Annotated in this window: 34 protein-coding genes; 29 read left to right on the top strand and 5 right to left on the bottom strand. The window is 48.6% G+C overall.

Annotation, left to right across the window (positions count from 1 at the left end; all coding sequences use genetic code 11):
• Positions 1-166: 166 nt before the first annotated feature.
• Positions 167-451 (bottom strand): SRPBCC family protein, encoded by a 285-nt coding sequence (locus ACJJIV_RS00170; RefSeq protein ID WP_444890284.1) that lies wholly within the window; start codon positions 449-451, stop codon positions 167-169.
• Between the two features lie 160 nt (positions 452-611).
• On the opposite strand from ACJJIV_RS00170, the gene ACJJIV_RS00165 reads away from it, so the two are divergent.
• The 9 genes from ACJJIV_RS00165 to ACJJIV_RS00125 all read left to right on the top strand — a co-directional run bounded on the left by ACJJIV_RS00165 (position 612) and on the right by ACJJIV_RS00125 (position 9236).
• Positions 612-956 (top strand): ArsR/SmtB family transcription factor, encoded by a 345-nt coding sequence (locus ACJJIV_RS00165; RefSeq protein ID WP_252081673.1) that lies wholly within the window; start codon positions 612-614, stop codon positions 954-956.
• Between the two features lie 313 nt (positions 957-1269).
• A complete protein-coding gene (locus tag ACJJIV_RS00160) occupies positions 1270-1743 on the top strand; it encodes an SRPBCC family protein (protein WP_444890283.1) in 474 nt (157 codons plus the stop codon).
• A 108-nt stretch (positions 1744-1851) separates the two neighbouring features.
• Positions 1852-2502, top strand: coding sequence for a dihydrofolate reductase family protein (locus tag ACJJIV_RS00155; RefSeq protein ID WP_444890282.1), 651 nt, complete (start codon positions 1852-1854; stop codon positions 2500-2502).
• A 192-nt stretch (positions 2503-2694) separates the two neighbouring features.
• Positions 2695-3321 carry a YdeI/OmpD-associated family protein gene (locus ACJJIV_RS00150; RefSeq protein ID WP_444890281.1) on the top strand — a complete coding sequence of 209 codons (627 nt, stop codon included), beginning with the start codon at positions 2695-2697 and terminating at the stop codon, positions 3319-3321.
• 281 nt (positions 3322-3602) lie between these two features.
• Positions 3603-4085, top strand: a complete 483-nt coding sequence (locus ACJJIV_RS00145) for a VOC family protein (protein ID WP_444886205.1) — start codon at positions 3603-3605, stop codon at positions 4083-4085.
• 50 nt (positions 4086-4135) lie between these two features.
• Positions 4136-4825: a DUF899 domain-containing protein gene (locus ACJJIV_RS00140; RefSeq protein WP_444890280.1), complete on the top strand. Its 690-nt coding sequence runs from the start codon at positions 4136-4138 to the stop codon at positions 4823-4825.
• A 79-nt stretch (positions 4826-4904) separates the two neighbouring features.
• Positions 4905-5474 carry a dihydrofolate reductase family protein gene (locus ACJJIV_RS00135; protein ID WP_444884874.1) on the top strand — a complete coding sequence of 190 codons (570 nt, stop codon included), beginning with the start codon at positions 4905-4907 and terminating at the stop codon, positions 5472-5474.
• A gap of 374 nt (positions 5475-5848) precedes the next feature.
• A complete protein-coding gene (locus ACJJIV_RS00130; protein ID WP_444890279.1) occupies positions 5849-6598 on the top strand; it encodes an alpha/beta hydrolase family protein in 750 nt (249 codons plus the stop codon).
• Positions 6599-8339: 1741 nt separating this feature from the next.
• Positions 8340-9236, top strand: coding sequence for a TlpA family protein disulfide reductase (locus ACJJIV_RS00125; protein WP_444886207.1), 897 nt, complete (start codon positions 8340-8342; stop codon positions 9234-9236).
• Positions 9237-9354: 118 nt separating this feature from the next.
• On the opposite strand, the gene ACJJIV_RS00120 is transcribed toward ACJJIV_RS00125, so the two are convergent.
• Positions 9355-10248, bottom strand: coding sequence for a LysR family transcriptional regulator (locus tag ACJJIV_RS00120; protein WP_444886208.1), 894 nt, complete (start codon positions 10246-10248; stop codon positions 9355-9357).
• 202 nt (positions 10249-10450) lie between these two features.
• On the opposite strand from ACJJIV_RS00120, the gene ACJJIV_RS00115 reads away from it, so the two are divergent.
• On the top strand, positions 10451-11113 hold the full coding sequence (locus ACJJIV_RS00115; RefSeq protein WP_444890278.1) for a peroxiredoxin-like family protein: 663 nt from the start codon (positions 10451-10453) through the stop codon (positions 11111-11113).
• A gap of 108 nt (positions 11114-11221) precedes the next feature.
• Positions 11222-11788, top strand: coding sequence for a carboxymuconolactone decarboxylase family protein (locus tag ACJJIV_RS00110; RefSeq protein ID WP_444890277.1), 567 nt, complete (start codon positions 11222-11224; stop codon positions 11786-11788).
• 187 nt (positions 11789-11975) lie between these two features.
• On the opposite strand, the gene ACJJIV_RS00105 is transcribed toward ACJJIV_RS00110, so the two are convergent.
• A complete protein-coding gene (locus ACJJIV_RS00105; protein ID WP_444890276.1) occupies positions 11976-12869 on the bottom strand; it encodes an enoyl-CoA hydratase-related protein in 894 nt (297 codons plus the stop codon).
• A 374-nt stretch (positions 12870-13243) separates the two neighbouring features.
• On the opposite strand from ACJJIV_RS00105, the gene ACJJIV_RS00100 reads away from it, so the two are divergent.
• Positions 13244-13510, top strand: a complete 267-nt coding sequence (locus ACJJIV_RS00100; RefSeq protein WP_444890274.1) for a hypothetical protein — start codon at positions 13244-13246, stop codon at positions 13508-13510.
• 267 nt (positions 13511-13777) lie between these two features.
• Here the strand turns inward: ACJJIV_RS00100 and ACJJIV_RS00095 are convergent, their stop codons facing one another.
• Entirely contained in the window at positions 13778-14119 is a 342-nt protein-coding gene (locus tag ACJJIV_RS00095; RefSeq protein ID WP_444890273.1) for a type II toxin-antitoxin system RelB family anti-toxin, read from the bottom strand.
• Positions 14120-14428: 309 nt separating this feature from the next.
• Between ACJJIV_RS00095 and ACJJIV_RS00090 the strand changes: the two genes are divergently transcribed.
• The 9 genes from ACJJIV_RS00090 to ACJJIV_RS00050 all read left to right on the top strand — a co-directional run bounded on the left by ACJJIV_RS00090 (position 14429) and on the right by ACJJIV_RS00050 (position 20022).
• Positions 14429-15442, top strand: coding sequence for a replication initiation factor domain-containing protein (locus tag ACJJIV_RS00090; RefSeq protein ID WP_444890275.1), 1014 nt, complete (start codon positions 14429-14431; stop codon positions 15440-15442).
• Entirely contained in the window at positions 15430-15750 is a 321-nt protein-coding gene (locus ACJJIV_RS00085; RefSeq protein WP_444890271.1) for a DNA-binding protein, read from the top strand. Before ACJJIV_RS00090 ends, ACJJIV_RS00085 begins: the two co-directional genes overlap by 13 nt.
• Positions 15750-15932 carry a hypothetical protein gene (locus tag ACJJIV_RS00080; RefSeq protein WP_444890270.1) on the top strand — a complete coding sequence of 61 codons (183 nt, stop codon included), beginning with the start codon at positions 15750-15752 and terminating at the stop codon, positions 15930-15932. The genes ACJJIV_RS00085 and ACJJIV_RS00080 overlap by 1 nt, the downstream gene beginning before the upstream one ends.
• Before the next feature lie 16 nt (positions 15933-15948).
• The gene (locus tag ACJJIV_RS00075; RefSeq protein WP_444890269.1) at positions 15949-16173 is read left to right on the top strand and encodes a hypothetical protein; all 225 of its coding nucleotides are present in this window, start codon (positions 15949-15951) and stop codon (positions 16171-16173) included.
• A 48-nt stretch (positions 16174-16221) separates the two neighbouring features.
• Positions 16222-17574 (top strand): hypothetical protein, encoded by a 1353-nt coding sequence (locus tag ACJJIV_RS00070; RefSeq protein ID WP_444890268.1) that lies wholly within the window; start codon positions 16222-16224, stop codon positions 17572-17574.
• Positions 17575-17576: 2 nt separating this feature from the next.
• Entirely contained in the window at positions 17577-17897 is a 321-nt protein-coding gene (locus ACJJIV_RS00065; protein ID WP_444890267.1) for a DUF2523 family protein, read from the top strand.
• Positions 17897-19129, top strand: a complete 1233-nt coding sequence (locus tag ACJJIV_RS00060; protein WP_444890266.1) for a zonular occludens toxin domain-containing protein — start codon at positions 17897-17899, stop codon at positions 19127-19129. Before ACJJIV_RS00065 ends, ACJJIV_RS00060 begins: the two co-directional genes overlap by 1 nt.
• A gap of 139 nt (positions 19130-19268) precedes the next feature.
• Positions 19269-19547: a hypothetical protein gene (locus ACJJIV_RS00055; RefSeq protein ID WP_444890265.1), complete on the top strand. Its 279-nt coding sequence runs from the start codon at positions 19269-19271 to the stop codon at positions 19545-19547.
• A gap of 208 nt (positions 19548-19755) precedes the next feature.
• Positions 19756-20022 carry a hypothetical protein gene (locus ACJJIV_RS00050; RefSeq protein ID WP_444890274.1) on the top strand — a complete coding sequence of 89 codons (267 nt, stop codon included), beginning with the start codon at positions 19756-19758 and terminating at the stop codon, positions 20020-20022.
• Between the two features lie 267 nt (positions 20023-20289).
• On the opposite strand, the gene ACJJIV_RS00045 is transcribed toward ACJJIV_RS00050, so the two are convergent.
• Positions 20290-20631 carry a type II toxin-antitoxin system RelB family anti-toxin gene (locus ACJJIV_RS00045; protein WP_444890273.1) on the bottom strand — a complete coding sequence of 114 codons (342 nt, stop codon included), beginning with the start codon at positions 20629-20631 and terminating at the stop codon, positions 20290-20292.
• A gap of 251 nt (positions 20632-20882) precedes the next feature.
• Between ACJJIV_RS00045 and ACJJIV_RS00040 the strand changes: the two genes are divergently transcribed.
• The 8 genes from ACJJIV_RS00040 to ACJJIV_RS00005 all read left to right on the top strand — a co-directional run bounded on the left by ACJJIV_RS00040 (position 20883) and on the right by ACJJIV_RS00005 (position 26043).
• On the top strand, positions 20883-21938 hold the full coding sequence (locus ACJJIV_RS00040; RefSeq protein WP_444890272.1) for a replication initiation factor domain-containing protein: 1056 nt from the start codon (positions 20883-20885) through the stop codon (positions 21936-21938).
• Positions 21926-22246 carry a DNA-binding protein gene (locus ACJJIV_RS00035; RefSeq protein ID WP_444890271.1) on the top strand — a complete coding sequence of 107 codons (321 nt, stop codon included), beginning with the start codon at positions 21926-21928 and terminating at the stop codon, positions 22244-22246. The genes ACJJIV_RS00040 and ACJJIV_RS00035 overlap by 13 nt, the downstream gene beginning before the upstream one ends.
• Positions 22246-22428, top strand: coding sequence for a hypothetical protein (locus ACJJIV_RS00030; RefSeq protein ID WP_444890270.1), 183 nt, complete (start codon positions 22246-22248; stop codon positions 22426-22428). The genes ACJJIV_RS00035 and ACJJIV_RS00030 overlap by 1 nt, the downstream gene beginning before the upstream one ends.
• Before the next feature lie 16 nt (positions 22429-22444).
• Positions 22445-22669, top strand: coding sequence for a hypothetical protein (locus ACJJIV_RS00025; RefSeq protein ID WP_444890269.1), 225 nt, complete (start codon positions 22445-22447; stop codon positions 22667-22669).
• A 48-nt stretch (positions 22670-22717) separates the two neighbouring features.
• The gene (locus ACJJIV_RS00020) at positions 22718-24070 is read left to right on the top strand and encodes a hypothetical protein (RefSeq protein ID WP_444890268.1); all 1353 of its coding nucleotides are present in this window, start codon (positions 22718-22720) and stop codon (positions 24068-24070) included.
• Between the two features lie 2 nt (positions 24071-24072).
• Entirely contained in the window at positions 24073-24393 is a 321-nt protein-coding gene (locus ACJJIV_RS00015; protein WP_444890267.1) for a DUF2523 family protein, read from the top strand.
• Positions 24393-25625 carry a zonular occludens toxin domain-containing protein gene (locus ACJJIV_RS00010; RefSeq protein WP_444890266.1) on the top strand — a complete coding sequence of 411 codons (1233 nt, stop codon included), beginning with the start codon at positions 24393-24395 and terminating at the stop codon, positions 25623-25625. Before ACJJIV_RS00015 ends, ACJJIV_RS00010 begins: the two co-directional genes overlap by 1 nt.
• 139 nt (positions 25626-25764) lie before the next feature.
• Positions 25765-26043, top strand: a complete 279-nt coding sequence (locus ACJJIV_RS00005; protein ID WP_444890265.1) for a hypothetical protein — start codon at positions 25765-25767, stop codon at positions 26041-26043.
• The last annotated feature ends 37 nt before the right edge of the window (positions 26044-26080 follow it).

Genomic DNA, 26080 nt, shown 5'->3' with positions numbered 1-26080 from the left:
TACATCGAAGTGATTGGGCCCAACTGATCGCTGCCAGCTCTGCGTAGTCAGGGTTTAGAAGTGAATGCGTAAGCGAAACGACAGTGCCAAGTTCACTGCTTTTGAACACAACTTCGACCAATGACGAATTCTTTTGCGGTTCGGTGCCATGTGGCAAGCTGAGATTTCAATGTTTATGGACCTCAAAATTTAGAAACTTCGGTCTATCGACACGACGATATACTCCAGACATTACGCAAGAGCTACCGTCTGGAGCTGTCATCTCAAAAGCAAAACTCCCGCCAACCTCTGCCGTGAGATTGAGCACACGCGTAGTGAAACCGTCAGGCCCCCACCATTTTTCAACCATGCTCGGCGTAACCCAGGCTGTAAAGACTTCTTCCGGTGTTGCCCTGACGGTGTAGGAGATAGGCTTGGTTTGAACGTCCGCTTGATAGGAAAAATCGATCACTATTGCACCTTGTTCTTTTTATCAGGAGGTTTCCTGCTTTCTGTTAACACTAAAACATATCTTTTAGGGAAGAGATGAAGCACTTTTGTTAGGTTGTTTTTTCGGGCATTAGCAAACCGCGGCCATTGCCTAACGATTTTACACCTATATACTTAGTCAAATGGGTAACAATCACGAAAATCTGAATACAGTCTTCCAAGCCTTAGCAGATCCAACGCGCCGCGCTGTCATTCAGCACCTGATCAGCGGACCGGCATCAATCACCGAGCTCGCTAAACCGTTTGAAATGGCACTACCTTCATTCATGAAGCACATTGGTGTACTGGAGGATGCGGGTTTGATCCGATCCAAGAAAATTGGGCGCGTACGAACCTGCGAGATCAAGCCGAAGCAACTGACAGCTGCAGAAACTTGGATTAATGAACAGACGGCCCAGTGGGAAGGCCGGATGGCAAGAATGGCGAGTTTTGTCGAAGCACTTGGCGCTGAAGGACAGGATGACTGAGTACGATAGAGATACAGGGTGCCATATTACAAACCCTGTAGGTCACCACTCCATTCTAATAGCCGACTACTTGATCTTCTGTTAAAAAAATGGAGGGCGTGATCGGCTCACATACCGCACCCCCTTATGACATTGCCGATCATAGTTGTTATGTCATTGCACCTCACTTTGAGCAGATAGAGGACAATTCTCTTACTCATTTGCGCCACTAGGAAGTTATCCATTGACCTAACTATTATTGCTTTTTATAGTTATCCAATCGGCTAACTATTAGTCGGTAGCCTGGGAACTGCCATTAAGCAAAGGGACTAGCATGAGCCAACAGTTATCGCACGACACCATATCCATCAGTAAAACAATCAAAGCACCAGCAGAACAGGTTTTTTCAGCATGGGAAAACCCAAAAGCCCGATCAATATGGGGGGCACCTTCTAAGGATGAGGCAGTCGAGTTTATTGAAAACGACTTTCGTGTCGGAGGCCTTGACGTACATCGGTGCGGCCAAAAGAATGATCTGCAATTCCGAGTCGAAACACACTACTACGACATCAGTAAGCCGCATCGCCTGCTTTTTACCGAGCGTGTGTATACCGACGACTCTTTATTGAGTGCCTCTTTGATCACCGTGGCGATTAGTCAAAATAAGCGCGCGACTGAACTCCAGGTGACGATACAGATCACCTCTTTGGTCGGTTTGGGAATGATCGACGGAACACGCAATGGATGGCAGTGCGCTCTTTCTAATCTCGCCGCTTACCTGGAGGCAACAAGGGTGGAAGTCGAATAAAGAAGATCAATAACCTATCTCTTCAAGTCTCAATGGTGATTGAAAGCAATAGCCTAAGCACAACTCGAGACGCCATTTTGATCAACAAAATCACCAAGGAAGAACTGTGTGCGAAAAATAATTGTAAACACATTTGTTAGTCTGGATGGCGTGATGCAGGCTCCCGGTGGTACAGAGGAGGACACTTCAGGGGGCTTTGAGCATGGTGGATGGGTGGTACCTTATTTCGATGAAGGTGTAGGTAAATTTATGGGAGATGTCTTCGCAGCCCCATTCGAACTCCTGCTTGGCCATCGGACTTACGATATTTTTGCTGCTCATTGGCCAAAAGTAGCTGCTGACCCTCCACCTGAGGGTGTTGATGATGGAGAAATCCAGATGGCCCAAAAAATTGACAGTACAATACGGTATGTGGCCTCGCGCACGAAACCTGAATTTACCTGGGAAGGCAGCGAATGGCTGGGCGATGATCCGGTCGCACGACTTCGTGAAATCAAGGCTATCAATGGTCCTGACTTGCTGGTTCCGGGCAGTGCCAATTTTATTCAGACTCTACTTAAAGCAGACCTGGTAGATCAGTTTAAACTGCTGATTTTTCCCTTGGTTCTGGGCAAAGGAAAGCGCCTCTTCGGTGCTGGTGTGACCCCTTTGGGGTTCGATGTACAGCAATCTACGACGACAGATTGTGGCGCTATTTGCGTAACTTACATGCGGGATGGAAGTATCACCACTGGAGATTTCTCGCTTCAACAAGATTAACGCCGGCAGCCCAATCGCAAGCTGGCATATTATGACGCTGATCAAAACTCACAGATAAATATGGAACGCCATAGTTGCTAAATTACAAGGGTTCAAAGGCAGGAGCCGTAGAGGAGGAGACATCAAAATCTAACTCCGGAAAAATGATAGTTTGATAGTGGCAGGGACTTTGCTCGTACGGGACAACCGGTTATGGCAATGATTTCAGATATCGCAGATTATTTTTCGAAAGGTTGTGGACGTTGTGAACGCTTTGCAACGCCTGATTGCTCGACCCAGAAATGGAAATCCGGCCTTAATGAGTTGCGCCGGATATGCCAGAGCATGGATCTGGAAGAGCACGTAAAATGGGGGCAGCCTTGCTACACATTCGCCGGTCGGAATATTGTCATCCTTGGAGCGTTTCGAGAGAAATTCCTCATTAGCTTTATGGATGCGGCGTTATTGAAAGACCCCAAAGGCTTACTTCAAAAGCTTGGTGAGAATACCCAACACCCACATATGATCCCCCTGAAATCCAACGACCAAGTGACAAAGCTCGAATCAGTTATACGGGCTTACATCGAGGAAGCGAAGGGATATGCCAAAGCCGGCATTAAGCCCCCAAAAGCAGAACGCGATATCAAGCTCCCAGATGAACTGGTTGAAGCCATGGATGCCGACCCCGAGCTTGCAGAAGCGTTTCATGCATTAACACCAGGGCGCCAGCGAAGCTATGCCTTCAACTTAAATTCAGCCAAGAAACCGGCTACACGGGTTTCGAGAATAGCCAAGTTCCGCAACAAAATAATTTCAGGCAAAGGCGCTATGGAGCGATAAAAAACGATGCATCGATGAACAACTCGCATCGATCCCAAGCGACCTTTGGCATAGCGCAGATTTGACTAAGCAGTTCTAGACGATATTTATCATGCCGAGTGAGGTAACAGAACATCCTCCTCGAGAGGGTACCGAGACCGCCATTCATCACAAATACCAAAGGGGCAGGGGTCTTTATCAAACCTGAACCAGGGCGCAGTTACGATATGGAGCGCATTGCAGCAACCTTCAAAGCTGACGGTGAAGAGACCGCATACTGTCCAAAGCATAGGAGAATACATATGACTGAACTCGTAAACTGCCTGTGGTTTGACTATGGCGAAGCAAAGAAGGCGGCGGAATTCTACGCCGCAACTTTTCCAGATAGTCATGTAGATCGAGTTAATCAAGCGGTGACCGACTACCCTGGCGGTCAGGAAGGCAGTGAACTGACTGTCGAATTTACCGTACTCGGGCGCAAGTTTATTGGTCTGAATGGCGGTCCGAATTTCAGGCCAAATGAATCCGTTAGTTTCATGGTTGTCACCGAGAATCAGGAAGAAACCGACCGCTACTGGGAGGCGATCATCAGTAATGGTGGACAAGAAAGCGCCTGTGGTTGGTGCAAGGATCACTGGGGCCACTCGTGGCAAATTACACCAAGACAGCTTCTGGATCTGACAACGAACTCTGATCGTGACAAAGCGAAGCGTGCCTTTAAGGCGATGATGTCCATGAGTAAGATCGATATCGCCACGATAGAGGCAGCCGCCGAGGAAGTATGAGTTCATGGGGAAGTACTCTTCTCAACTTTACTCAAGATCTGGAGCTGATTATGGCTTTAATTCAGAGCAGGAAAACTAAGGAGATCTCCGGAGTAGTCCGGCAGATCCTGTCACCGGAGGCCTGGAAGGATGAACTCGCTGAACTCCGCAAAGCAGAAAAGGAGCTGACCCGTGCGCACGACCAGATGGCAGAAATACGACGGTATTCGGGTTGGGTGAAGATCGAACAAAATTATGCCTTTGAGGGTCCAGGGGGCACTGCGACTCTGGCTGACTTGTTCGATGACCATTCACAACTCATCGTTTACCACCATATGTTGAAGCCCGCTGATCCCAGCCCATGCGAAGGCTGCTGCATGGTCGCCGATCAGATCCCTCATCTTGCCCATCTGCATGCCCGAGACACCTCTCTCGTCTTAGTGTCAAAAGCGCCGATCGTTGAGATAGAGGCATTCAAGAAACGTATGGGTTGGGCCATCCCCTGGTATGAAACCAAGGACAGCTTCAACGCTGATTTAGATGTGGCTACCGGATTTGGTATCAACGTTTTCTTCCGCGATGGAGAGGACCTCTATCGAACCTATTTCACTAACGGCCGAGGTGTCGAAACACTTGGCACGGTGTGGACTCTTTTGGATCTCACACCGCTCGGCCGCCAGGAAAACTGGGAAGCGGCTCCCGACGGCACTCAGCAGACACAGCCATATCATTGGTGGCGTAGACACAACGAATATGGCTAATACGGGTGCCTGCCACACATCATCCAGCTACAAAGGGAAGAATTCATCTACTCAATCGCTTGTTTAGGAGAAACAGGATATGAGGCGTTTAGTTGTTTGGAATGTGATGACGTTGGACGGGTACTTTGAAGGCACTGCGCCCTGGGCGTTGGACCATCACGGAACAGTGTGGGGCGACGAGTTAGAAGCTTTCTCTCTTCAGCAGGGCGATGAAATCGGCACCTTGTTGTTTGGACGCTGCACCTATGAGGGGATGGCCAGTCATTGGAGGAATGAAACGGGGGCGGTTGCGGACATGATGAACTCACTTGAGAAAGCTGTCATCACTCGCACACTTGAAACCGCCGATTGGTCAAACACTCGCCTTTTAAAAGGCGAGGCCGGCGAACACGTTCGCGCGCTGAAGAGGGAGACAGGGAAGAGAGATATCTTCGTTTTCGGAAGCGCAGACCTTGTAGCTACTCTGCTCGCAAGGGGCTTGGTAGACGAATACAGGATATGCCTTGCCCCCATCGTGCTTGGAGCAGGCTCACCTCTCTTCAAAGCTGACGCCATCCAGAAGAATTTTGAACTCATGCGGGCGGACGCCCTTAAATCGGGCGGGGTGATCCTTCGCTACAAGTGCTTGCAGAAAGGTGGAGAAGTATAACGAATCGCAAAGTTTCTATTTTCTTTAAGGGCATTAGGCCTTCACGGAAATCCGTGGAATTCCTATATTCCAGCAGTCATATGGATTGATTGATACAGTCCAAATAGCCATCTATCTTATACCGGTGTAATCACCAATTTTTATACTGTCATAATAAGGCCTCAACCTTTTCGGTTACCACTTGATTCGGATAGAAGGCGATACAAGCATTAATTACTTTGGCAAAGTCGAATGCGGCTTTGTAGGTCCATGCAATAGTTGAAGTAACTGGAGCGGACAATGGGGCGTCTTTACCTCAATATGAACCAGTTAAAAGAAGTGAAGAAGTATGCTGAAAAGTTGAAGTAATTCATCAATATATATTGGATAATATTATGGAATTTAATTTCCCAAATCGTGACGGTGTAGAATTAAAGGGTAAATTAGAAAATTCCACCGGGAACCCAAAGGCCTATGCAATTTTTGCACATTGTTTCACATGCTCAAAAGATATCATTGCTGCGAGCGCTATTAGCAAATCATTGACTAGCAAAGGAATATCAGTATTAAGATTTGATTTTACTGGGTTAGGTAACAGTGATGGAGATTTTTCCAATACTAACTTTTCATCTAATGTTGAAGACTTACTTAGTGCTTGCAATGAAATTAAAAACCGCTTTGAAGCGCCAAAATTGCTAATTGGGCATAGTTTTGGTGGTGCTGCCGTATTAAAAGCCGCTGGTATGCTAAAGACAGCTAAAGCTGTTGTTACTATAGCCGCTCCAAGTGATGTAAAACATATCCAACATATGTTTAAAGATGAGCTCGATAACATCAATAAAACAGGACAGGCAAAAGTGGTGCTTGCTGGCCGAGAGTTTACACTTAAAAAGCAGTTTATCGACGATATAAATGAAGCAGACATCTTGGTTAACCTTAAGGAATTAAGGAAAGCTTTACTAGTTATGCATTCACCACTAGATAGCACTGTTTCTATTGATCATGCTGCAAAAATATTTAGCGCCGCGCACCATCCAAAAAGTTTTATTTCCTTAGATAAAGCCGATCACTTGCTTATGAAGAAATCAGATGCTGAATATGTCGGCAATGTTATTGGAGCCTGGGCTCAAAGATACATTAGTTAATACGACATATAATAGAGAATAATGCTGGAGCTTAGAATCCAATAAAAATATGGACTCGTCTGTTAAGGATTAAGTTGTATAACTGAGCTTTACTGACTTCCAGGAACCTTTGGATCAAACAACATAGCCAGTACCAGATGGCCTTTGGATTGCTCCCTTATTACATTAAACATCCAGAAGCTTAATTAAGCTCATTTTTCAAAATAAACGATGAAAACCCTTGTTTTTGTAAGCATAGATCTTCCGCAAGGAATCATCGCCTCAATCCATCGCAGCCGCTACTTACTCAAGAATGAGTTACTTTAGTTTGACTGCACTCTGAGTGAAATTTCGAAATTATATCGATTACGACGAGAAAGTAAGCAGTTACGGATAGAGAAGGAAATCTCAAAAAAGGCCGGTGTAGATTCAAAAGTACAGCATTATTAAGGTACAGCAAGGCAGCTTTCAAGTGAGGTTGCTCTACCGGGTAATGCAGGTAATGCACTACAAGCAAAAATGTACGAGATGCCAGGGTCTGAGCACAGAAATTCGTTAGCTGTTACAACGATCAGCATCGCCGTAATCAATTCAATTTTGTTACAGCCAATCAGCGTCATCGAGGAGAGGATTACGTAATAACTCGTATTATTCTTTTCCACTCCGTTATATATATTATGCCTATCAAATTGGTACACTGGATTCACTACTCTCACTATCAGACATAACAAAAAAGGAAATTTTGATGTTGCATCTAAAAACTTTACCCAGCCAGGTCGGCAACTCTTGCGCCGCTCACTGCACCGAGATCGCAGTGTCAGGATACGACATCCGTGCACCAAGGCCACAGGCATTTGTGGAAGGGACTCTGTGGAACGCCGTCAAATGGCAGAATGCGGACCTACCTCCTATGCCAAACGGTGCTGACCATCCCTTAGTGGCGGCCAACAATAGTTCGCCGATGCGTGTGCGAAACTATGTGAATACCCAGTGCCCTGGGCGTACCGGTCGGATTTTATATGACGCGACTCAGAAAGACATGTGCCTTCAATTCGCGCAGGCGGCCAATAGAAATGATTATAATGCGTTGTTTACAAATCTTATACAGCCAGCTAGTAATGGGGGAATGCCGAGGAACTTGCGTGCCGACACCTTTTACAATTGCGCTTTTATGATGTTTCGAGGCCCTTCCCCTGGGTCTGCTCATGAAATGGGTTTCCATAATATCCTGGTTGCCAAGGATGGGTCCACAATCAAATATTATAACCCGAATGAAGATCAACCAGTTTGGAGGGCTGATATTGGATGGCGAACGTTGCGCCATCAAAACGCTGGAAGGCATAGTTACGTTTGGAGTGGTATTGCAATCGAAATCACCTAGCAGTTAATGTTTGATGATGCGATCATTAGTATGGATCATGGGGTTTATCTTTGGTTTTGCTTTTAGGTTTAGGCACTTTCATCAAAACCGATAAACCCTTCTTATTCAAGACGATCTGTCAGATCGTGGTCTGATCTTGTCTACATCTTTACACCTTCTTCCAGCTTACTAGCTCCTTTATTTGTTAAGAAATACTAAATTCCTGCTAGAACTGAGTGTAAGTTACTCATGCCAGCCACAACTAATAGATCGATAAAATAAATTCAATTGTATCCGTTTTCGCAACATTGTTTCTCTATTCGAACTGATTATTGAGTCAATGTGATGTACTAGGATAGATCGCAAGTTTTGGACATAAACCCAACGCTTCAGGAGCTTGAAATGAAAGCAAAACTTATTTTACCAATGATTCTATTAAACATGCTTGGCGGAGTAGGGTCCGGCATCATGATCTATATATCTGGTGGCGATCCGGTTTGGGTCGGCGCACTTTTAGCGACCCTGCCTTTACCATTTTTCTTGATGGTCTTAACAAATGTGTTCAGCATTTCAAGAACATCAGAAAGATTACCAATTATTCAAGCCGTTAACTTTATAGGAGTTGCATTGGTTGCTTATTCAACTTATTCGAACCAGGCTCCAATGTCCTTGTCTCTATACATTCCTATTGCAGCTGCTGCTCTGGGCTTCCTATCCCTTCACTGGTATATCTGGTCATTCTCCGTCTACAACCGTAAAAAGAGCAAAGCCATATCAAAAGGCCAAAAACTGCCTGAAATGAACTTTAATCGATTAGATAAATCAAGTGTGTCTTCCACCTCTTTTGACGAATCTAAAACACTATTAGTGTTCTTTAGAGCCAACTGGTGCCCATTCTGTATGAACCAGTTAAAAGAAGTGAAGAAGTATGCTGAGACACTTAAGCAATATGATGTGAAGGTAAAGTTTATCTCTAACCAAGGCTACGACAACTCAAGGAAGTTAGCCGACAAGCTTGACCTGCCTGGTCATTTTGAAATTCTTCAAGATGACAACCTAATGGGTGCTAAAGCCTTAGGCATTGAAGATATTGGCGGTTCTCCTGCAGGAATGCCTGGGTACCCTAAGGATACTGTTATGGCTACGGTGATAGCACTGGACGAAGGTGGCAAGGTTCTATTCGGAGATGAGACCGACAATTATCGCAGACGCCCAAATCCTACGACTTTCCTGCATGTTTTTGCTGACTCAGCACCACAGCTAGAAAAGGACAAACCAACCTTTAAAAGCATTGCTTAGCGAAAGGCCCAAACTTAACAACCAGAAGGTTTTCGTCAACCAATCTCCCCCTTTCTAGAACTAGAGAGGGGGTTCTCTTTATGAAATTATTCTGCGATTTCACCTGACACCCTAAATCCTAATCCAGCACGCTTTGTAGAAAATCGATAAAAACTCTCGTTTTCGCAGGCATCGCTCTACCACTGGGAATCAGTGCACTAACCGGTGGACCGGGTACTACTTTCTCAGGAAACAACTCAATAACTTCGCCAGTCTGAATAGAAGAACCGAGAGCAGTATCATATACCTGAGCAATACCCATACCAGCGACTACTGCATCTATCAGTGTTCGTCCATCTCTAAAAATTGCCAGCGGGGAAGGGGAGAATTCAGTAATTGAGTCATCATTTTCTCGAAATGACCAGGCTCTTACTTTTCCTGTAGGCGCTCTGAAAACAAGAGCATCATGCTCTCTCAGCTCCTCCAAATTCTTAGGTTTACCTTTCTGGGAAAGGTATTCAGGCGAAGCACACAAAATACGTCTAGATCCGCATAATGTTTTTGCGATAAAAGAACTATCTTCTAGTTCGCCAATTCTAACAACGACATCCCATTCTCCTTTAATAGCGTCCTCCAGGCTATCTGAAAGAGAGACCTCGACCGTAACCTTGGGGTGCAACTGCGTGAACCCCTTTAAAGCACTGACAATATTTCGGCCTATTCCTATTGGCAAATTGATACGCAATCGTCCGGCAGGCTCATCCTTCCTGGCATGCAGCAAAAGCCTGGCCTCATTGATTGTTTCTAACGCATGTTTTGCGGCATCCAGAAATATTTTGCCTTCTTCTGTCAGCCTGATACTTCGAGTGGTTCTGTTGAATAGCTTAAGACCCAATTCCTCCTCAAGCTTCTTAACTGCCTTACCAGCGCCTGATTTGGTTGAGTTCAATGATGCCGCTGCCTTTGTAAAGCTTCCGTGTTCGGCTACGGCAATAAATACGACTATTTCGTTCAAATGGGCTTGTTGAAACACAGATTGTGTCCCTAATGGATACAATGAGTTTCAAAATAGCATGTTTATAGCGCAAATCAAAGTAACTAATCTTCCCAATAGTGGTTTGGCGTAAGTACCTGCATAGAGGCCAATTGGAGAGTTAAGCACGTCGCCTCTTGGCCCATCGAAGGCTTACCCAAAGCTCGCGCTTCCAAACTTTAAACCATTAGAGGAATAGGTTATGTCTCTTCAAGACAAACTAGATGCTTTCAAAGAAGTATTTAAGCAACAGGCCCCGGAAGGAGCATTTGAAGCCTTTGCCAGATCATCCAAGGAATTGGCTGCTAGTGGCCAAGTTGAGCGTTCGATTAAAGTAGGGGAGAAAGTCCCATACTTTACATTGCCAGATTCAGAAGGTAACGACGTTGCCCTGGAAGAACTCCTTACCAAAGGGCCCGTTATTCTAACGTTCTATCGAGGCGTGTGGTGCCCTTACTGCAATATTGAGCTGCAAGCGTTAGAAGAAGTTGCTGCAGAGATCAAAGCGCGTGGCGCAACGCTGGCTGCTATTTCCATGCAAGGGCCCGCTGAAAGCCGCAAATCTCAGAGAGATAACAAGTTAAGCTTCCCAATTCTGACTGATCAAAGTGGAAAGCTTGCTGAAAAATTTGGTATCCGCTGGACATTACAACCTTATGTAATTGAGTTCCACAAGGTGTTCAAAGTCGAACTCCCGACCATCCATCGTGACGGCGCGTGGAACTTACCTATGCCAGCAAGATATGTCATAGATACCGATGGAACAATCGCATATGCGGAGGTGAATCCTGACTATACGCGTCGCCCCGAACCCAGCGACTTATTTCCCGTACTTGAAAAGCTGAGTCAGTCTACAACTGCATAGTATGTAAACAACTCCACCTCTTTAGCGCTGACTAGCGCCAAAGAGGTGCGAGCACTCAATATAAATCGATATCGAGCACCGTAAAACCCAACTTATATGGTAAGACTCATGGTCAATTTTACACGTTACACAATTGAAACAGCACCAGAAGCCTCTAAGCAAACTCTAGAAGCCGCTAAAAAGAAAATGGGATTTGTACCCAATCTAATGGCAACCATGGCCGAATCACCTGTAATGGTAGAGAGCTATCTAACACTTATGGGATTATTTGATAACTCTCGCTTGAGCGAAACGGAGCGAGAGATAATCCTGATGACAAACAGCCGCCTTAACGGTTGCACCTACTGCATGGCTGCGCATACCGCAGTTTGCAAAATGGCTGGTGTAGATGAAAATGTAATCAAGGCGCTGCGTAGCGGCAAAACACTCGATGACCCTAAACTCGAAGCGCTCCGAGCATTCAGTGTCATTATCAATGAGAAACGTGGATGGGCTACAGAAGAAGAGGTTGAGGCGTTTCTTGCAGCAGGTTATACGAAAGAGACGATTCTAGAGGTGATAGTTGGAACCAGCCTAAAAGTACTCTCGAATTACTCTACCCACAATCTGAATGTCAGTCTCGATGATGCGTTTTTGCCAATGGCTTGGAGTAAGGATATGGATTCGAATGGTTGAGCGCAAAAGCAAATAAAAAACATGTATCCGATTCAAGCGTCTAATAAAGACTGGGCCTTGGGAAGAGGGCGCCTGTCCAGATCATAAAAGTGACGATAAGAACCCCACTGATTCACCAAAGTAATGAGGCCCATATAGCCACTATGGGCCTCTACTACAAATACAGCCTTCTTTTGGTTTATCGTAATTACTCCATTTCGCTACGAATAATACCGGGTGTTTTGGCTTGTCCTCGCACTCGGTCAGGATGATCGCGCTCGTTAAAGCGCCTCAAGCCTTCGGACAGCTCTGCTTTGGATTCAGAGTCGCTGAATAATCGGTTAAAGCACTCAGCCTCAATTCGTAGGCCTTCATCAAGATCCTTTCCATAACCACGAATGGCGGCTTCTTTATCAGAGTGAATCGCTGGCTGGGGAAGGGTGGAGATATACTGTGCTAACTCAACGGCACGATCTAATGCGGCTCCCTTTGGCACCACTTCGTTGGCTAACCCAATGCGATACGCTTCTTCAGCATTAATAACTTTTCCCGTGATGATTAACTCCAGCGCTCGCCCCATACCAACAATACGCGGCAGACGCTGAGTACCACCATCGGCTAAGCCGATATTCCAACGACGACAAGTCATACCAAAGGATGCGTGTTCTTCTACAATCCGCATATCAGCAAAACATGCCCACTCAAAGCCACCCGCATAAGCAATTCCGTTCACAGCCGCAATGATAGGCTTATAAATATCGGTCCAGCGGGATGGACCTATAATGCCTGGAGCTTCACCTCGATTATGCCGGGCAATATCAGCGGGTTCTACAGGACATAAAACAGCCTCGTCAGGATCGGGGTGATTGGTGGGTTCGGTTGCAGCAAGATTGCTTTTCAAATCACCCCCTGCACAAAATGCAGAATCGCCAGCGCCGGTGATTACCGCAACTTTAGCTCCCTTATCAGTACGAAAGCGATCGAAAGCATCCACCAGCTCGCGGTGAGCGCGTGTCCCAATGCAGTTCTTAACCTCTGGACGGTTAAAAGTAACGATGGTTACAGGGCCATTTTGCTCATATTTAATATGGTGATATTCCATGTCATAAGACCTTTATCATGTGGCGTTGAAGTAATATCTGGAATCTAGCCTTGAGCTGTCAATCTAATTCGGTACTTGCTTAGGGAATAGTGATTTCTAGCATGAAGAAGGAGAAGAGCCCAGAAAGCTGATTTAAGCTGGCGATGTAAGAAAGTCACTAAGCTAGAGGGCTTGTTACAAGCCCAATATTTCCGATATTTGTGATAATTGATTAAGCCCGTCAACCCAATAGAACCCACCTATAAATAATTCCCCACCACATTTAAAACCCCTATTTCTTCAAGTTAGAAAGTACGCCCAATATAAATATTTATATTGTCACCTTATAAATATTTATATACACTCCACCTATAAATATTTATAAGGAGATACAAATGGCTTCCGTGATAATTCCCGTAAAAACCAAGGACGAAATCTCAACGAGCGTCAGTATCGACGAAGATTTATATGCGCTATTACTTTGCGATTTCCGAGAAGAGGCAGAGTGCCGCACATGGATTAGAGAAGAGGCCGCACGCTATCCAAAGAGTTATTCAATTACGCGCATGGTAAGAATTCAGGCCCTGCACAGAATTGCTAGACCATCGCTAGTTAGGAAGGCGGTAGACCAAGAGGCACAAATGGATATTGAGGAGTTATGAAAATTTCGGCGCTCCCATCAAAAACACCAGGCAGAGCAAAATTATATCCTTTTGATATCAAGTACTTACGCCTGCTGTTTTGCAATTAGTGTTTTTGTAGATATAAATATTTATAGAGCCTGGCGGCCGCTTAAATCCCGGGCTGCGTCGGCGGGCCGTGCTTGCTCGGCTTGACGGCGTTGCCCAGCAACGAGCGAAGCGAGGCGATAGCAAGTGTGGGTCTCAGTTACACCCACACTTTACCCCGGTTTCCCGGGGTAAGGGCGGTTAGTCTTCTTGCCTGTATTTCCAGTAGACAATTAATGCTTGTAGTGTGTGCACTATCTGTTTGCGCCCTTCGTCAGGTAGCTGCTTTAGCTCCTCACACAGCCTGTTGATGTGATCGCCCTCCGTTCCAGTCCATCCCTCTTCAACGCCCTTCATCAGCTCATCAACTGTACAGCCCAGCGCCTTTGATATTTTGAGAACAGAGTTTGAGTTGGCTGCTGTCTTTCCTGTTTCAATGTTTGAAATTGTGTTCTTCGACATTCCCGTCGCGTCTGCAACTTGCTGTTGCGAAATCCCTACCTCTTTTCTTATACGCCTGACGTTGTTTCCTAGCGCCGACATTTGGTCAATCCCAATTTCCTGTGACCTGCTAATCATAATTGTGTATTTCCGCGCCAAGGTTGACAGACAAACTTCTTTGTATTAAAAAATCACAATATATTGGGATTGACAAGGTTGACGCCAATCAACTTTGAGCCAATAAAAAACCCGAGTAGCGCCAACTACTCGGGTTTCGATGGGAGAACGCCAATTCTCCCGATGCCCGCGCCAACGGGGCTTTTTGTGTTCAGTAGGAATGAACGGATCAAATTATGGACAATGTAGGATCACAGCGCAACGGTGCTGGTTGCACCCCGTCAGTAATACGGGGTGAAAGTAATACGGGGTGAAAGTCCCTTTCACTCCGGTACACCACAAAACCCTTGCCGCGATAGCGGCGAAATCCTGATCGATACACTGTCCTTCACGATTCCTATCGCAGATGTTCATACCACCTACCCAAAAAATGGGGCCGGCTATGATCAAAGCCCGCTTGAATCTATTTGGACCTTCCTTCGCCAAGTCTTACCTTTTTCACTAGGTGAGCAGGCAGACAAGGGCCGCAATAATTTCCAGCATAGCCGCCCATTCAATGACAATCATGGCTTTGTTGCATGGGGTGGCAATGATTCTGTACCCATGCCAGACGGCACCATCCGTACAGTTCCGGCCAGATTTCAGGTTTACATCAGCGGCGAGGGATGCACACAGGTTCAAGACTGGGGCAGGGTAGCCGACAAGCTCGCACTCTTCGAAAACCTGCGCATTACCCGCCTGGACATTGCCTACGACGATCACGAAGGCTCTCGCACAGTCGATGATGCGAAGCAGCTTTACGTAGATGGCGCCTTCACTACCAGCGGCAGACCCCCGAATTCTACTTACATTGATGACATGGGCAGCGGTAACGGTTGCACCTTAAACGTTGGCAATCGTGCTAATGGCAAATTCTTACGGGTCTACGAAAAAGGCAAACAACTTGGCGACGCCTTGTCTCGCTGGGTTCGATGGGAAATCGAATTTAAGAGCAAACACCGAGAAATTCCGCTCGACGCACTGCGGGAACCCGCAGCCTATCTGGCTGGATCCTATCCCGCACTTAACTGGATATCTGCCGCCCGCGAGGTGATCCGCACCGTTCGCGAAAAGGCGCAAGTAACCGTCCTCCACCTAGTCCAATGCGCCCGCACCGCCTACGGCAAGTTGCTTGGCCTGCTGCATGACAAGGGCGGTTTCTCTCCTAACGAAATCTTTAATTCCCTGGGCGTTTCCGGGGGCGTACCTGCAAGGCTCAATTGGGCCAAATCATTTGATCGAGAGGAGCTCGAACTATGTCTTACATGATCCGCGGAACAATTGTCGGCGTTAAGCAAGTAACCAAGAAAGACCGCGACGGCAACCCTTACTTAATTACCTATGTCGGTTTCGAATCCCCCAAGGCCAACGGCTATCAGGGCGAAACCGTAATCACTGATGTTCAAGTGAGCCGTGACCAGCTCAACGCCGGTCTGCCCGCGTACTACGAAAAACTGCGCGGCAATGAAGTTACAGCCCCCATCTGGATTCAGCCATGGAAGAACGGCGGCAACTTCACAACCTACTTCGAGGGTGACGGCAAGTGTGCGCCCGTAGATAGCAAAAAAGCAGCCTGATGGACCCAACGTCCCAGGACATACAAAACCTAACGGCGGCCATCAATAACTTGGCCTCCGTTATGACCGAACTGTTCACCTTCGACCTTCAACTGTACGGGGTGTTATCAGTTGGCTCCCTCACTTTTTTCATCGGTGGGGTAGCCCTTAACTATGTCGTGTCAACGATGCGACGCGCTTAAACCAAGGAAGCTACCAATGATAATTTTGACTCAATTCATCCGCACCAAAAAAACCCAAATGGCCGCAGCAGCAACTGCCCTGGTTGCCTCTGCGCAAACCTATGCAGTAGACACCGCTGACATCGATGCGGCCTACACCGCAGGCGGCACCGCAGTAGCTGCAGCCGTTGCCGGTGTTGTTGGTCTGGTTGCCCTGGTTGTCGGTGTGAACATGGTTATCTCCATGCTCAAAAAAGGCTAACCGTGCTCACGACCGTTTTTCTTGTAATGCTATCGATAGGAGCTTTCTATGTTGGGTTTTCCAATCGATAGCGTTTCAAGGTGGGCCGCAAAGGCGGCCCGGTTTTTCGCCTGTCTTTTTTTATTCTTCTTTTCGGTTTCATCAAATGCGCAAGTGTCCTCTTGTACGGACACCGTTGTAGGAACCTACGAGGCTTGGAACCAAGCGCGAGACGCTTGTGCAGCTGCCGCGGGGAGCGTATCCCCCTGCTTACAACATAATTCAGCGTCCACCCCTTATTATGACTATGTACAGCTAACCAATTTAGACAGCGGGTCTGTCAGCGCTTATCAATACGGGGGCTCTTGCTCATCTCTTCCCCCAGACCCCCACCTTGAAAATTATTCGGCGGTTTCTTATCGATATTATTATGATGAGTGCCCAGAAGGTACGACACCAGACGAAAACGGCCTCTGCCGCGAAGATTGTGCGGACCGAGCCGGCGAAATTATTGGCTCTGCAAGCTTCCCCCATAACGGCGACTCCACCCCTCAAAACATTTGCAATAAAGGCTGCGAAGTCTCTTCCTATGGCTCAAACGTTTGCTTTAGCAACTACTGCACAGGCAAAGGGCTCGTAACCGGCAGAGACTGCACGGCAGGTAATGGTTCCGGCGATGGTTCCGGCGATGGTTCCGGCGATGGTTCCGGCGATGGTTCCGGCGATGGTTCCGGGGATGGCTCTGGCAGTGGCGACGGTTCGGGCTCCGGGGATGGCTCCGGGGATGGCTCTGGCAGTGGCGACGGTTCGGGCTCCGGGGACGGCTCCGGCAGTGGCGACGGTTCCGGCTCCGGGGATGGCTCCGGGGATGGCTCTGGCAGTGGCGACGGTTCCGGCTCCGGGGATGGCTCCGGGGATGGCTCTGGCAGTGGCGACGGCTCAGGCTCTGGCGATGGCGGCGGCGATGGCAATGGTTCCGGTGATGGCAATTGTGACAGTGAAAATGAAAGCGATTGCGACGGCGACGGCGATGCCACAGCCTCAGAATCTTGTGATCTAGCGCCCACCTGTACGGGCGATGATGCCCAGTGCGCTTTAGTTTTACAGCAGTGGTACACCATGTGCGCCGGCGACTTTACCGAGCCAGAAGCCGGCGAATATTCCTCAGATGCGCAAGATCGCTACGACAAAGCCGAGGAAGATTGGCAAGACACAGTCAACACCATTCAAAGCGAGATTGAATCAAAGCTCGACTTCGATCTGCCCTCGGGCGGTGGCTCTTTACCTAGCGAACACCGCAACATCATGGGCCAGGATGTCGATTTTTCTATTTCTAAATTTGCTCCCCAGCTCGGCAACGTTGGCAACGTTTTCTATGCCGCGTGCGCCTTCCTCGCAGCTCTAATTTTACTGAGGCGTTAACCATGGAAGTTTTCGAATCTTTGCAATGGATCGCCGATTGGCTCGGCAACCTCAAGGAAGAATCTGATTCATTCTTTGAGCAAGCCTTGCTTTGGTTTGCTGCGCTGTATATCGAAATGAAGATCTGGACCGCCGAAATGGCTTGGGAAGTAGCTTCGACCATTCTCGACAGCTTCCAGATGAGCCAATTAGTGAGCCAAGCCTTTAGCGGCGTTGACTCTCAGACGATGGGTTATATCAACTATTTCCGGCTGGTGGATTGCATCAACATACTGCTGAACGCGGCCACAACCCGATTTATTCTTTCCATGGTGGGCTGGTAATGGCGATTGCAATCCACCACGGCCCAAACGGTTCTTTTAAGTCCTTTGGCGTTGTACAGCGCTTCGCCGTTCCTGCTTTGCAGGAAGGGCGCACGGTTATCACCAACATCAAAGGCTTCGACTGCATTGACCGCATCTGCGAAGCCCTGGGCGTAAACATTCCCCAGGATGCGGAGCTTCTATATATCGATACCCAAGGCAATGACGAAGCCAAGGATTATCTAGCGCGCTGGTTTCACTGGGCACCCTTTGCCGCACTCCTGGTTTTGGATGAGTGCCAAACACTTTATAGGGAAGGGCGGGGCGGCTTCGATCCAAACTCGGTCACTATCAAACCCGATGACAATGTTGAGCCGGTTGCCTGGACAGATTCCGAGGGCAACACCCAACACATCGAACGCCCAAGCACCTTATGGGAAGCCTTCGAGCGGCACAGACACTTCAATTGGGATGTGTTTTTAGTCTCTCCGAATATCGGCAAGGTTCACAAAGAGCTGCGTCTTAATACCGAGTTTGCATTCCGTCACCGCAACATGACCGGCGTGCTTCCCTGGAAGTTCAAACCATGCTGGAAGGAGGTCAAGCATGACCCAGAGAACAGCGGAAAATCCCTTTCTCACGTCATCCAGGCGCGCGAGTACAAAGCAGACCCCAGAATCTGGAAATGCTACAAGTCCACAGAAACCGGCGAACACAGAGACTCACTGGTTGGCCTCAAGATTTTCAAAAGCCCGAAGCTACTTTTCTATCTCGCGATTATGCTATTTGGCTTCCTTGCTTTTGGAATGGCTATGGTCTCTGTTGTTGAAGGCCGCAAAGCCGATAGGGCGCCTGTTAAAGATTCTGTGGCGAGTAGTGTTCCGAAGAATCTTGATCTTTCTGTTAGTGATGGTGTCCGTCATGCTGCTAGTACGACTGCTCTTGCTCGGGATGGCATCGTCGTTTCTTTAGCGAATCAACCACAGTTCCAACTGACACGCATCACCGGCCACGGCACATACGGCGAGCGCCAGCACTACATTTTTGAAGCTCAAGACGGCAAAGACACTTTCACGATTACATCGAGAGAGCTTGAGAAGCTTGGCTTTGCCGTTAGGCCTGTTAATCGCTGCATGGCTCAAATCGTCGCAGACAAACAGTATCTAGTTGTGATGTGCCGCAAGATCGAACCAGAGCCCATCACTGATCCGTTTGAGTACCCGCAACCTCTACAGCTGATGGCAGGAGGCTAGCGAATGAGCGGAGCGAGCGCCCGCAGCGAGCGAAGAGCTAGCCGGATGACAACAGCTGCTCGTGAGGCTTTGTAGTCAATGCGCAGGGATAGCCATCGACCGACAATGGAGAGTTTGCAGCCACTGCGCAGGTGCTGGTGTGTTAGCTGATAACCCAGCCATGTTTGAAGTGCAGCTAACGATTTTTGCCAACGAGGTTCAGCCGCTCCGCGACTTCCTTGCCGGCATAAACACCGACCTGGTCAACCTAAAAACCAGGGACCTAAAACAAACGGAGAGCATCATGGGAGCGCTCCAGGAAATCATCGGCGAGCTAGACCAGATACAAGTTCGGCCAGAGCATCTCAATCAGGCGTTCCCACAGGAGGGACAGACATGGTTATCGGAAATAGCCGTCAAGAAAAAATTGAAAACCTGAGGGGGTTCAAGGAGTTACCGTATTTCCGATATTTGTGATAATTGATTAAGCCCGTCAACCCAATAGAACCCACCTATAAATAATTCCCCACCACATTTAAAACCCCTATTTCTTCAAGTTAGAAAGTACGCCCAATATAAATATTTATATTGTCACCTTATAAATATTTATATACACTCCACCTATAAATATTTATAAGGAGATACAAATGGCTTCCGTGATAATTCCCGTAAAAACCAAGGACGAAATCTCAACGAGCGTCAGTATCGACGAAGATTTATATGCGCTATTACTTTGCGATTTCCGAGAAGAGGCAGAGTGCCGCACATGGATTAGAGAAGAGGCCGCACGCTATCCAAAGAGTTATTCAATTACGCGCATGGTAAGAATTCAGGCCCTGCACAGAATTGCTAGACCATCGCTAGTTAGGAAGGCGGTAGACCAAGAGGCACAAATGGATATTGAGGAGTTATGAAAATTTCGGCGCTCCCATCAAAAACACCAGGCAGAGCAAAATTATATCCTTTTGATATCAAGTACTTACGCCTGCTGTTTTGCAATTAGTGTTTTTGTAGATATAAATATTTATAGAGCCTGGCGGCCGCTTAAATCCCGGGCTGCGTCGGCGGGCCGTGCTTGCTCGGCTTGACGGCGTTGCCCAGCAACGAGCGAAGCGAGGCGATAGCAAGTGTGGGTCTCAGTTACACCCACACTTTACCCCGGTTTCCCGGGGTAAGGGCGGTTAGTCTTCTTGCCTGTATTTCCAGTAGACAATTAATGCTTGTAGTGTGTGCACTATCTGTTTGCGCCCTTCGTCAGGTAGCTGCTTTAGCTCCTCACACAGCCTGTTGATGTGATCGCCCTCCGTTCCAGTCCATCCCTCTTCAACGCCCTTCATCAGCTCATCAACTGTACAGCCCAGCGCCTTTGATATTTTGAGAACAGAGTTTGAGTTGGCTGCTGTCTTTCCTGTTTCAATGTTTGAAATTGTGTTCTTCGACATTCCCGTCGCGTCTGCAACTTGCTGTTGCGAAATCCCTACCTCTTTTCTTATACGCCTGACGTTGTTTCCTAGCGCCGACATTTGGTCAATCCCAATTTCCTGTGACCTGCTAATCATAATTGTGTATTTCCGCGCCAAGGTTGACAGACAAACTTCTTTGTATTAAAAAATCACAATATATTGGGATTGACAAGGTTGACGCCAATCAACTTTGAGCCAATAAAAAACCCGAGTAGCGCCAACTACTCGGGTTTCGATGGGAGAACGCCAATTCTCCCGATGCCCGCGCCAACGGGGCTTTTTGTGTTCAGTAGGAATGAACGGATCAAATTATGGACAATGTAGGATCACAGCGCAACGGTGCTGGTTGCACCCCGTCAGTAATACGGGGTGAAAGTCCCTTTCACTCCGGTACACCACAAAACCCTTGCCGCGATAGCGGCGAAATCCTGATCGATACACTGTCCTTCACGATTCCTATCGCAGATGTTCATACCACCTACCCAAAAAATGGGGCCGGCTATGATCAAAGCCCGCTTGAATCTATTTGGACCTTCCTTCGCCAAGTCTTACCTTTTTCACTAGGTGAGCAGGCAGACAAGGGCCGCAATAATTTCCAGCATAGCCGCCCATTCAATGACAATCATGGCTTTGTTGCATGGGGTGGCAATGATTCTGTACCCATGCCAGACGGCACCATCCGTACAGTTCCGGCCAGATTTCAGGTTTACATCAGCGGCGAGGGATGCACACAGGTTCAAGACTGGGGCAGGGTAGCCGACAAGCTCGCACTCTTCGAAAACCTGCGCATTACCCGCCTGGACATTGCCTACGACGATCACGAAGGCTCTCGCACAGTCGATGATGCGAAGCAGCTTTACGTAGATGGCGCCTTCACTACCAGCGGCAGACCCCCGAATTCTACTTACATTGATGACATGGGCAGCGGTAACGGTTGCACCTTAAACGTTGGCAATCGTGCTAATGGCAAATTCTTACGGGTCTACGAAAAAGGCAAACAACTTGGCGACGCCTTGTCTCGCTGGGTTCGATGGGAAATCGAATTTAAGAGCAAACACCGAGAAATTCCGCTCGACGCACTGCGGGAACCCGCAGCCTATCTGGCTGGATCCTATCCCGCACTTAACTGGATATCTGCCGCCCGCGAGGTGATCCGCACCGTTCGCGAAAAGGCGCAAGTAACCGTCCTCCACCTAGTCCAATGCGCCCGCACCGCCTACGGCAAGTTGCTTGGCCTGCTGCATGACAAGGGCGGTTTCTCTCCTAACGAAATCTTTAATTCCCTGGGCGTTTCCGGGGGCGTACCTGCAAGGCTCAATTGGGCCAAATCATTTGATCGAGAGGAGCTCGAACTATGTCTTACATGATCCGCGGAACAATTGTCGGCGTTAAGCAAGTAACCAAGAAAGACCGCGACGGCAACCCTTACTTAATTACCTATGTCGGTTTCGAATCCCCCAAGGCCAACGGCTATCAGGGCGAAACCGTAATCACTGATGTTCAAGTGAGCCGTGACCAGCTCAACGCCGGTCTGCCCGCGTACTACGAAAAACTGCGCGGCAATGAAGTTACAGCCCCCATCTGGATTCAGCCATGGAAGAACGGCGGCAACTTCACAACCTACTTCGAGGGTGACGGCAAGTGTGCGCCCGTAGATAGCAAAAAAGCAGCCTGATGGACCCAACGTCCCAGGACATACAAAACCTAACGGCGGCCATCAATAACTTGGCCTCCGTTATGACCGAACTGTTCACCTTCGACCTTCAACTGTACGGGGTGTTATCAGTTGGCTCCCTCACTTTTTTCATCGGTGGGGTAGCCCTTAACTATGTCGTGTCAACGATGCGACGCGCTTAAACCAAGGAAGCTACCAATGATAATTTTGACTCAATTCATCCGCACCAAAAAAACCCAAATGGCCGCAGCAGCAACTGCCCTGGTTGCCTCTGCGCAAACCTATGCAGTAGACACCGCTGACATCGATGCGGCCTACACCGCAGGCGGCACCGCAGTAGCTGCAGCCGTTGCCGGTGTTGTTGGTCTGGTTGCCCTGGTTGTCGGTGTGAACATGGTTATCTCCATGCTCAAAAAAGGCTAACCGTGCTCACGACCGTTTTTCTTGTAATGCTATCGATAGGAGCTTTCTATGTTGGGTTTTCCAATCGATAGCGTTTCAAGGTGGGCCGCAAAGGCGGCCCGGTTTTTCGCCTGTCTTTTTTTATTCTTCTTTTCGGTTTCATCAAATGCGCAAGTGTCCTCTTGTACGGACACCGTTGTAGGAACCTACGAGGCTTGGAACCAAGCGCGAGACGCTTGTGCAGCTGCCGCGGGGAGCGTATCCCCCTGCTTACAACATAATTCAGCGTCCACCCCTTATTATGACTATGTACAGCTAACCAATTTAGACAGCGGGTCTGTCAGCGCTTATCAATACGGGGGCTCTTGCTCATCTCTTCCCCCAGACCCCCACCTTGAAAATTATTCGGCGGTTTCTTATCGATATTATTATGATGAGTGCCCAGAAGGTACGACACCAGACGAAAACGGCCTCTGCCGCGAAGATTGTGCGGACCGAGCCGGCGAAATTATTGGCTCTGCAAGCTTCCCCCATAACGGCGACTCCACCCCTCAAAACATTTGCAATAAAGGCTGCGAAGTCTCTTCCTATGGCTCAAACGTTTGCTTTAGCAACTACTGCACAGGCAAAGGGCTCGTAACCGGCAGAGACTGCACGGCAGGTAATGGTTCCGGCGATGGTTCCGGCGATGGTTCCGGCGATGGTTCCGGCGATGGTTCCGGCGATGGTTCCGGGGATGGCTCTGGCAGTGGCGACGGTTCGGGCTCCGGGGATGGCTCCGGGGATGGCTCTGGCAGTGGCGACGGTTCGGGCTCCGGGGACGGCTCCGGCAGTGGCGACGGTTCCGGCTCCGGGGATGGCTCCGGGGATGGCTCTGGCAGTGGCGACGGTTCCGGCTCCGGGGATGGCTCCGGGGATGGCTCTGGCAGTGGCGACGGCTCAGGCTCTGGCGATGGCGGCGGCGATGGCAATGGTTCCGGTGATGGCAATTGTGACAGTGAAAATGAAAGCGATTGCGACGGCGACGGCGATGCCACAGCCTCAGAATCTTGTGATCTAGCGCCCACCTGTACGGGCGATGATGCCCAGTGCGCTTTAGTTTTACAGCAGTGGTACACCATGTGCGCCGGCGACTTTACCGAGCCAGAAGCCGGCGAATATTCCTCAGATGCGCAAGATCGCTACGACAAAGCCGAGGAAGATTGGCAAGACACAGTCAACACCATTCAAAGCGAGATTGAATCAAAGCTCGACTTCGATCTGCCCTCGGGCGGTGGCTCTTTACCTAGCGAACACCGCAACATCATGGGCCAGGATGTCGATTTTTCTATTTCTAAATTTGCTCCCCAGCTCGGCAACGTTGGCAACGTTTTCTATGCCGCGTGCGCCTTCCTCGCAGCTCTAATTTTACTGAGGCGTTAACCATGGAAGTTTTCGAATCTTTGCAATGGATCGCCGATTGGCTCGGCAACCTCAAGGAAGAATCTGATTCATTCTTTGAGCAAGCCTTGCTTTGGTTTGCTGCGCTGTATATCGAAATGAAGATCTGGACCGCCGAAATGGCTTGGGAAGTAGCTTCGACCATTCTCGACAGCTTCCAGATGAGCCAATTAGTGAGCCAAGCCTTTAGCGGCGTTGACTCTCAGACGATGGGTTATATCAACTATTTCCGGCTGGTGGATTGCATCAACATACTGCTGAACGCGGCCACAACCCGATTTATTCTTTCCATGGTGGGCTGGTAATGGCGATTGCAATCCACCACGGCCCAAACGGTTCTTTTAAGTCCTTTGGCGTTGTACAGCGCTTCGCCGTTCCTGCTTTGCAGGAAGGGCGCACGGTTATCACCAACATCAAAGGCTTCGACTGCATTGACCGCATCTGCGAAGCCCTGGGCGTAAACATTCCCCAGGATGCGGAGCTTCTATATATCGATACCCAAGGCAATGACGAAGCCAAGGATTATCTAGCGCGCTGGTTTCACTGGGCACCCTTTGCCGCACTCCTGGTTTTGGATGAGTGCCAAACACTTTATAGGGAAGGGCGGGGCGGCTTCGATCCAAACTCGGTCACTATCAAACCCGATGACAATGTTGAGCCGGTTGCCTGGACAGATTCCGAGGGCAACACCCAACACATCGAACGCCCAAGCACCTTATGGGAAGCCTTCGAGCGGCACAGACACTTCAATTGGGATGTGTTTTTAGTCTCTCCGAATATCGGCAAGGTTCACAAAGAGCTGCGTCTTAATACCGAGTTTGCATTCCGTCACCGCAACATGACCGGCGTGCTTCCCTGGAAGTTCAAACCATGCTGGAAGGAGGTCAAGCATGACCCAGAGAACAGCGGAAAATCCCTTTCTCACGTCATCCAGGCGCGCGAGTACAAAGCAGACCCCAGAATCTGGAAATGCTACAAGTCCACAGAAACCGGCGAACACAGAGACTCACTGGTTGGCCTCAAGATTTTCAAAAGCCCGAAGCTACTTTTCTATCTCGCGATTATGCTATTTGGCTTCCTTGCTTTTGGAATGGCTATGGTCTCTGTTGTTGAAGGCCGCAAAGCCGATAGGGCGCCTGTTAAAGATTCTGTGGCGAGTAGTGTTCCGAAGAATCTTGATCTTTCTGTTAGTGATGGTGTCCGTCATGCTGCTAGTACGACTGCTCTTGCTCGGGATGGCATCGTCGTTTCTTTAGCGAATCAACCACAGTTCCAACTGACACGCATCACCGGCCACGGCACATACGGCGAGCGCCAGCACTACATTTTTGAAGCTCAAGACGGCAAAGACACTTTCACGATTACATCGAGAGAGCTTGAGAAGCTTGGCTTTGCCGTTAGGCCTGTTAATCGCTGCATGGCTCAAATCGTCGCAGACAAACAGTATCTAGTTGTGATGTGCCGCAAGATCGAACCAGAGCCCATCACTGATCCGTTTGAGTACCCGCAACCTCTACAGCTGATGGCAGGAGGCTAGCGAATGAGCGGAGCGAGCGCCCGCAGCGAGCGAAGAGCTAGCCGGATGACAACAGCTGCTCGTGAGGCTTTGTAGTCAATGCGCAGGGATAGCCATCGACCGACAATGGAGAGTTTGCAGCCACTGCGCAGGTGCTGGTGTGTTAGCTGATAACCCAGCCATGTTTGAAGTGCAGCTAACGATTTTTGCCAACGAGGTTCAGCCGCTCCGCGACTTCCTTGCCGGCATAAACACCGACCTGGTCAACCTAAAAACCAGGGACCTAAAACAAACGGAGAGCATCATGGGAGCGCTCCAGGAAATCATCGGCGAGCTAGACCAGATACAAGTTCGGCCAGAGCATCTCAATCAGGCGTTCCCACAGGAGGGACAGACATGGTTATCGGAAATAGCCGTCAAGAAAAAATTGAAAACCTGAGGGGGTTCAAGGAGTTACCGTATTTCCGATATTTGTG

Source organism: Microbulbifer mixtoriginis (SeqCode) (assembly GCF_052466765.1).
The sequence above is the reverse complement of the archived record's forward strand: the minus strand, read 5'-3'. Positions and strand labels throughout refer to the sequence as shown.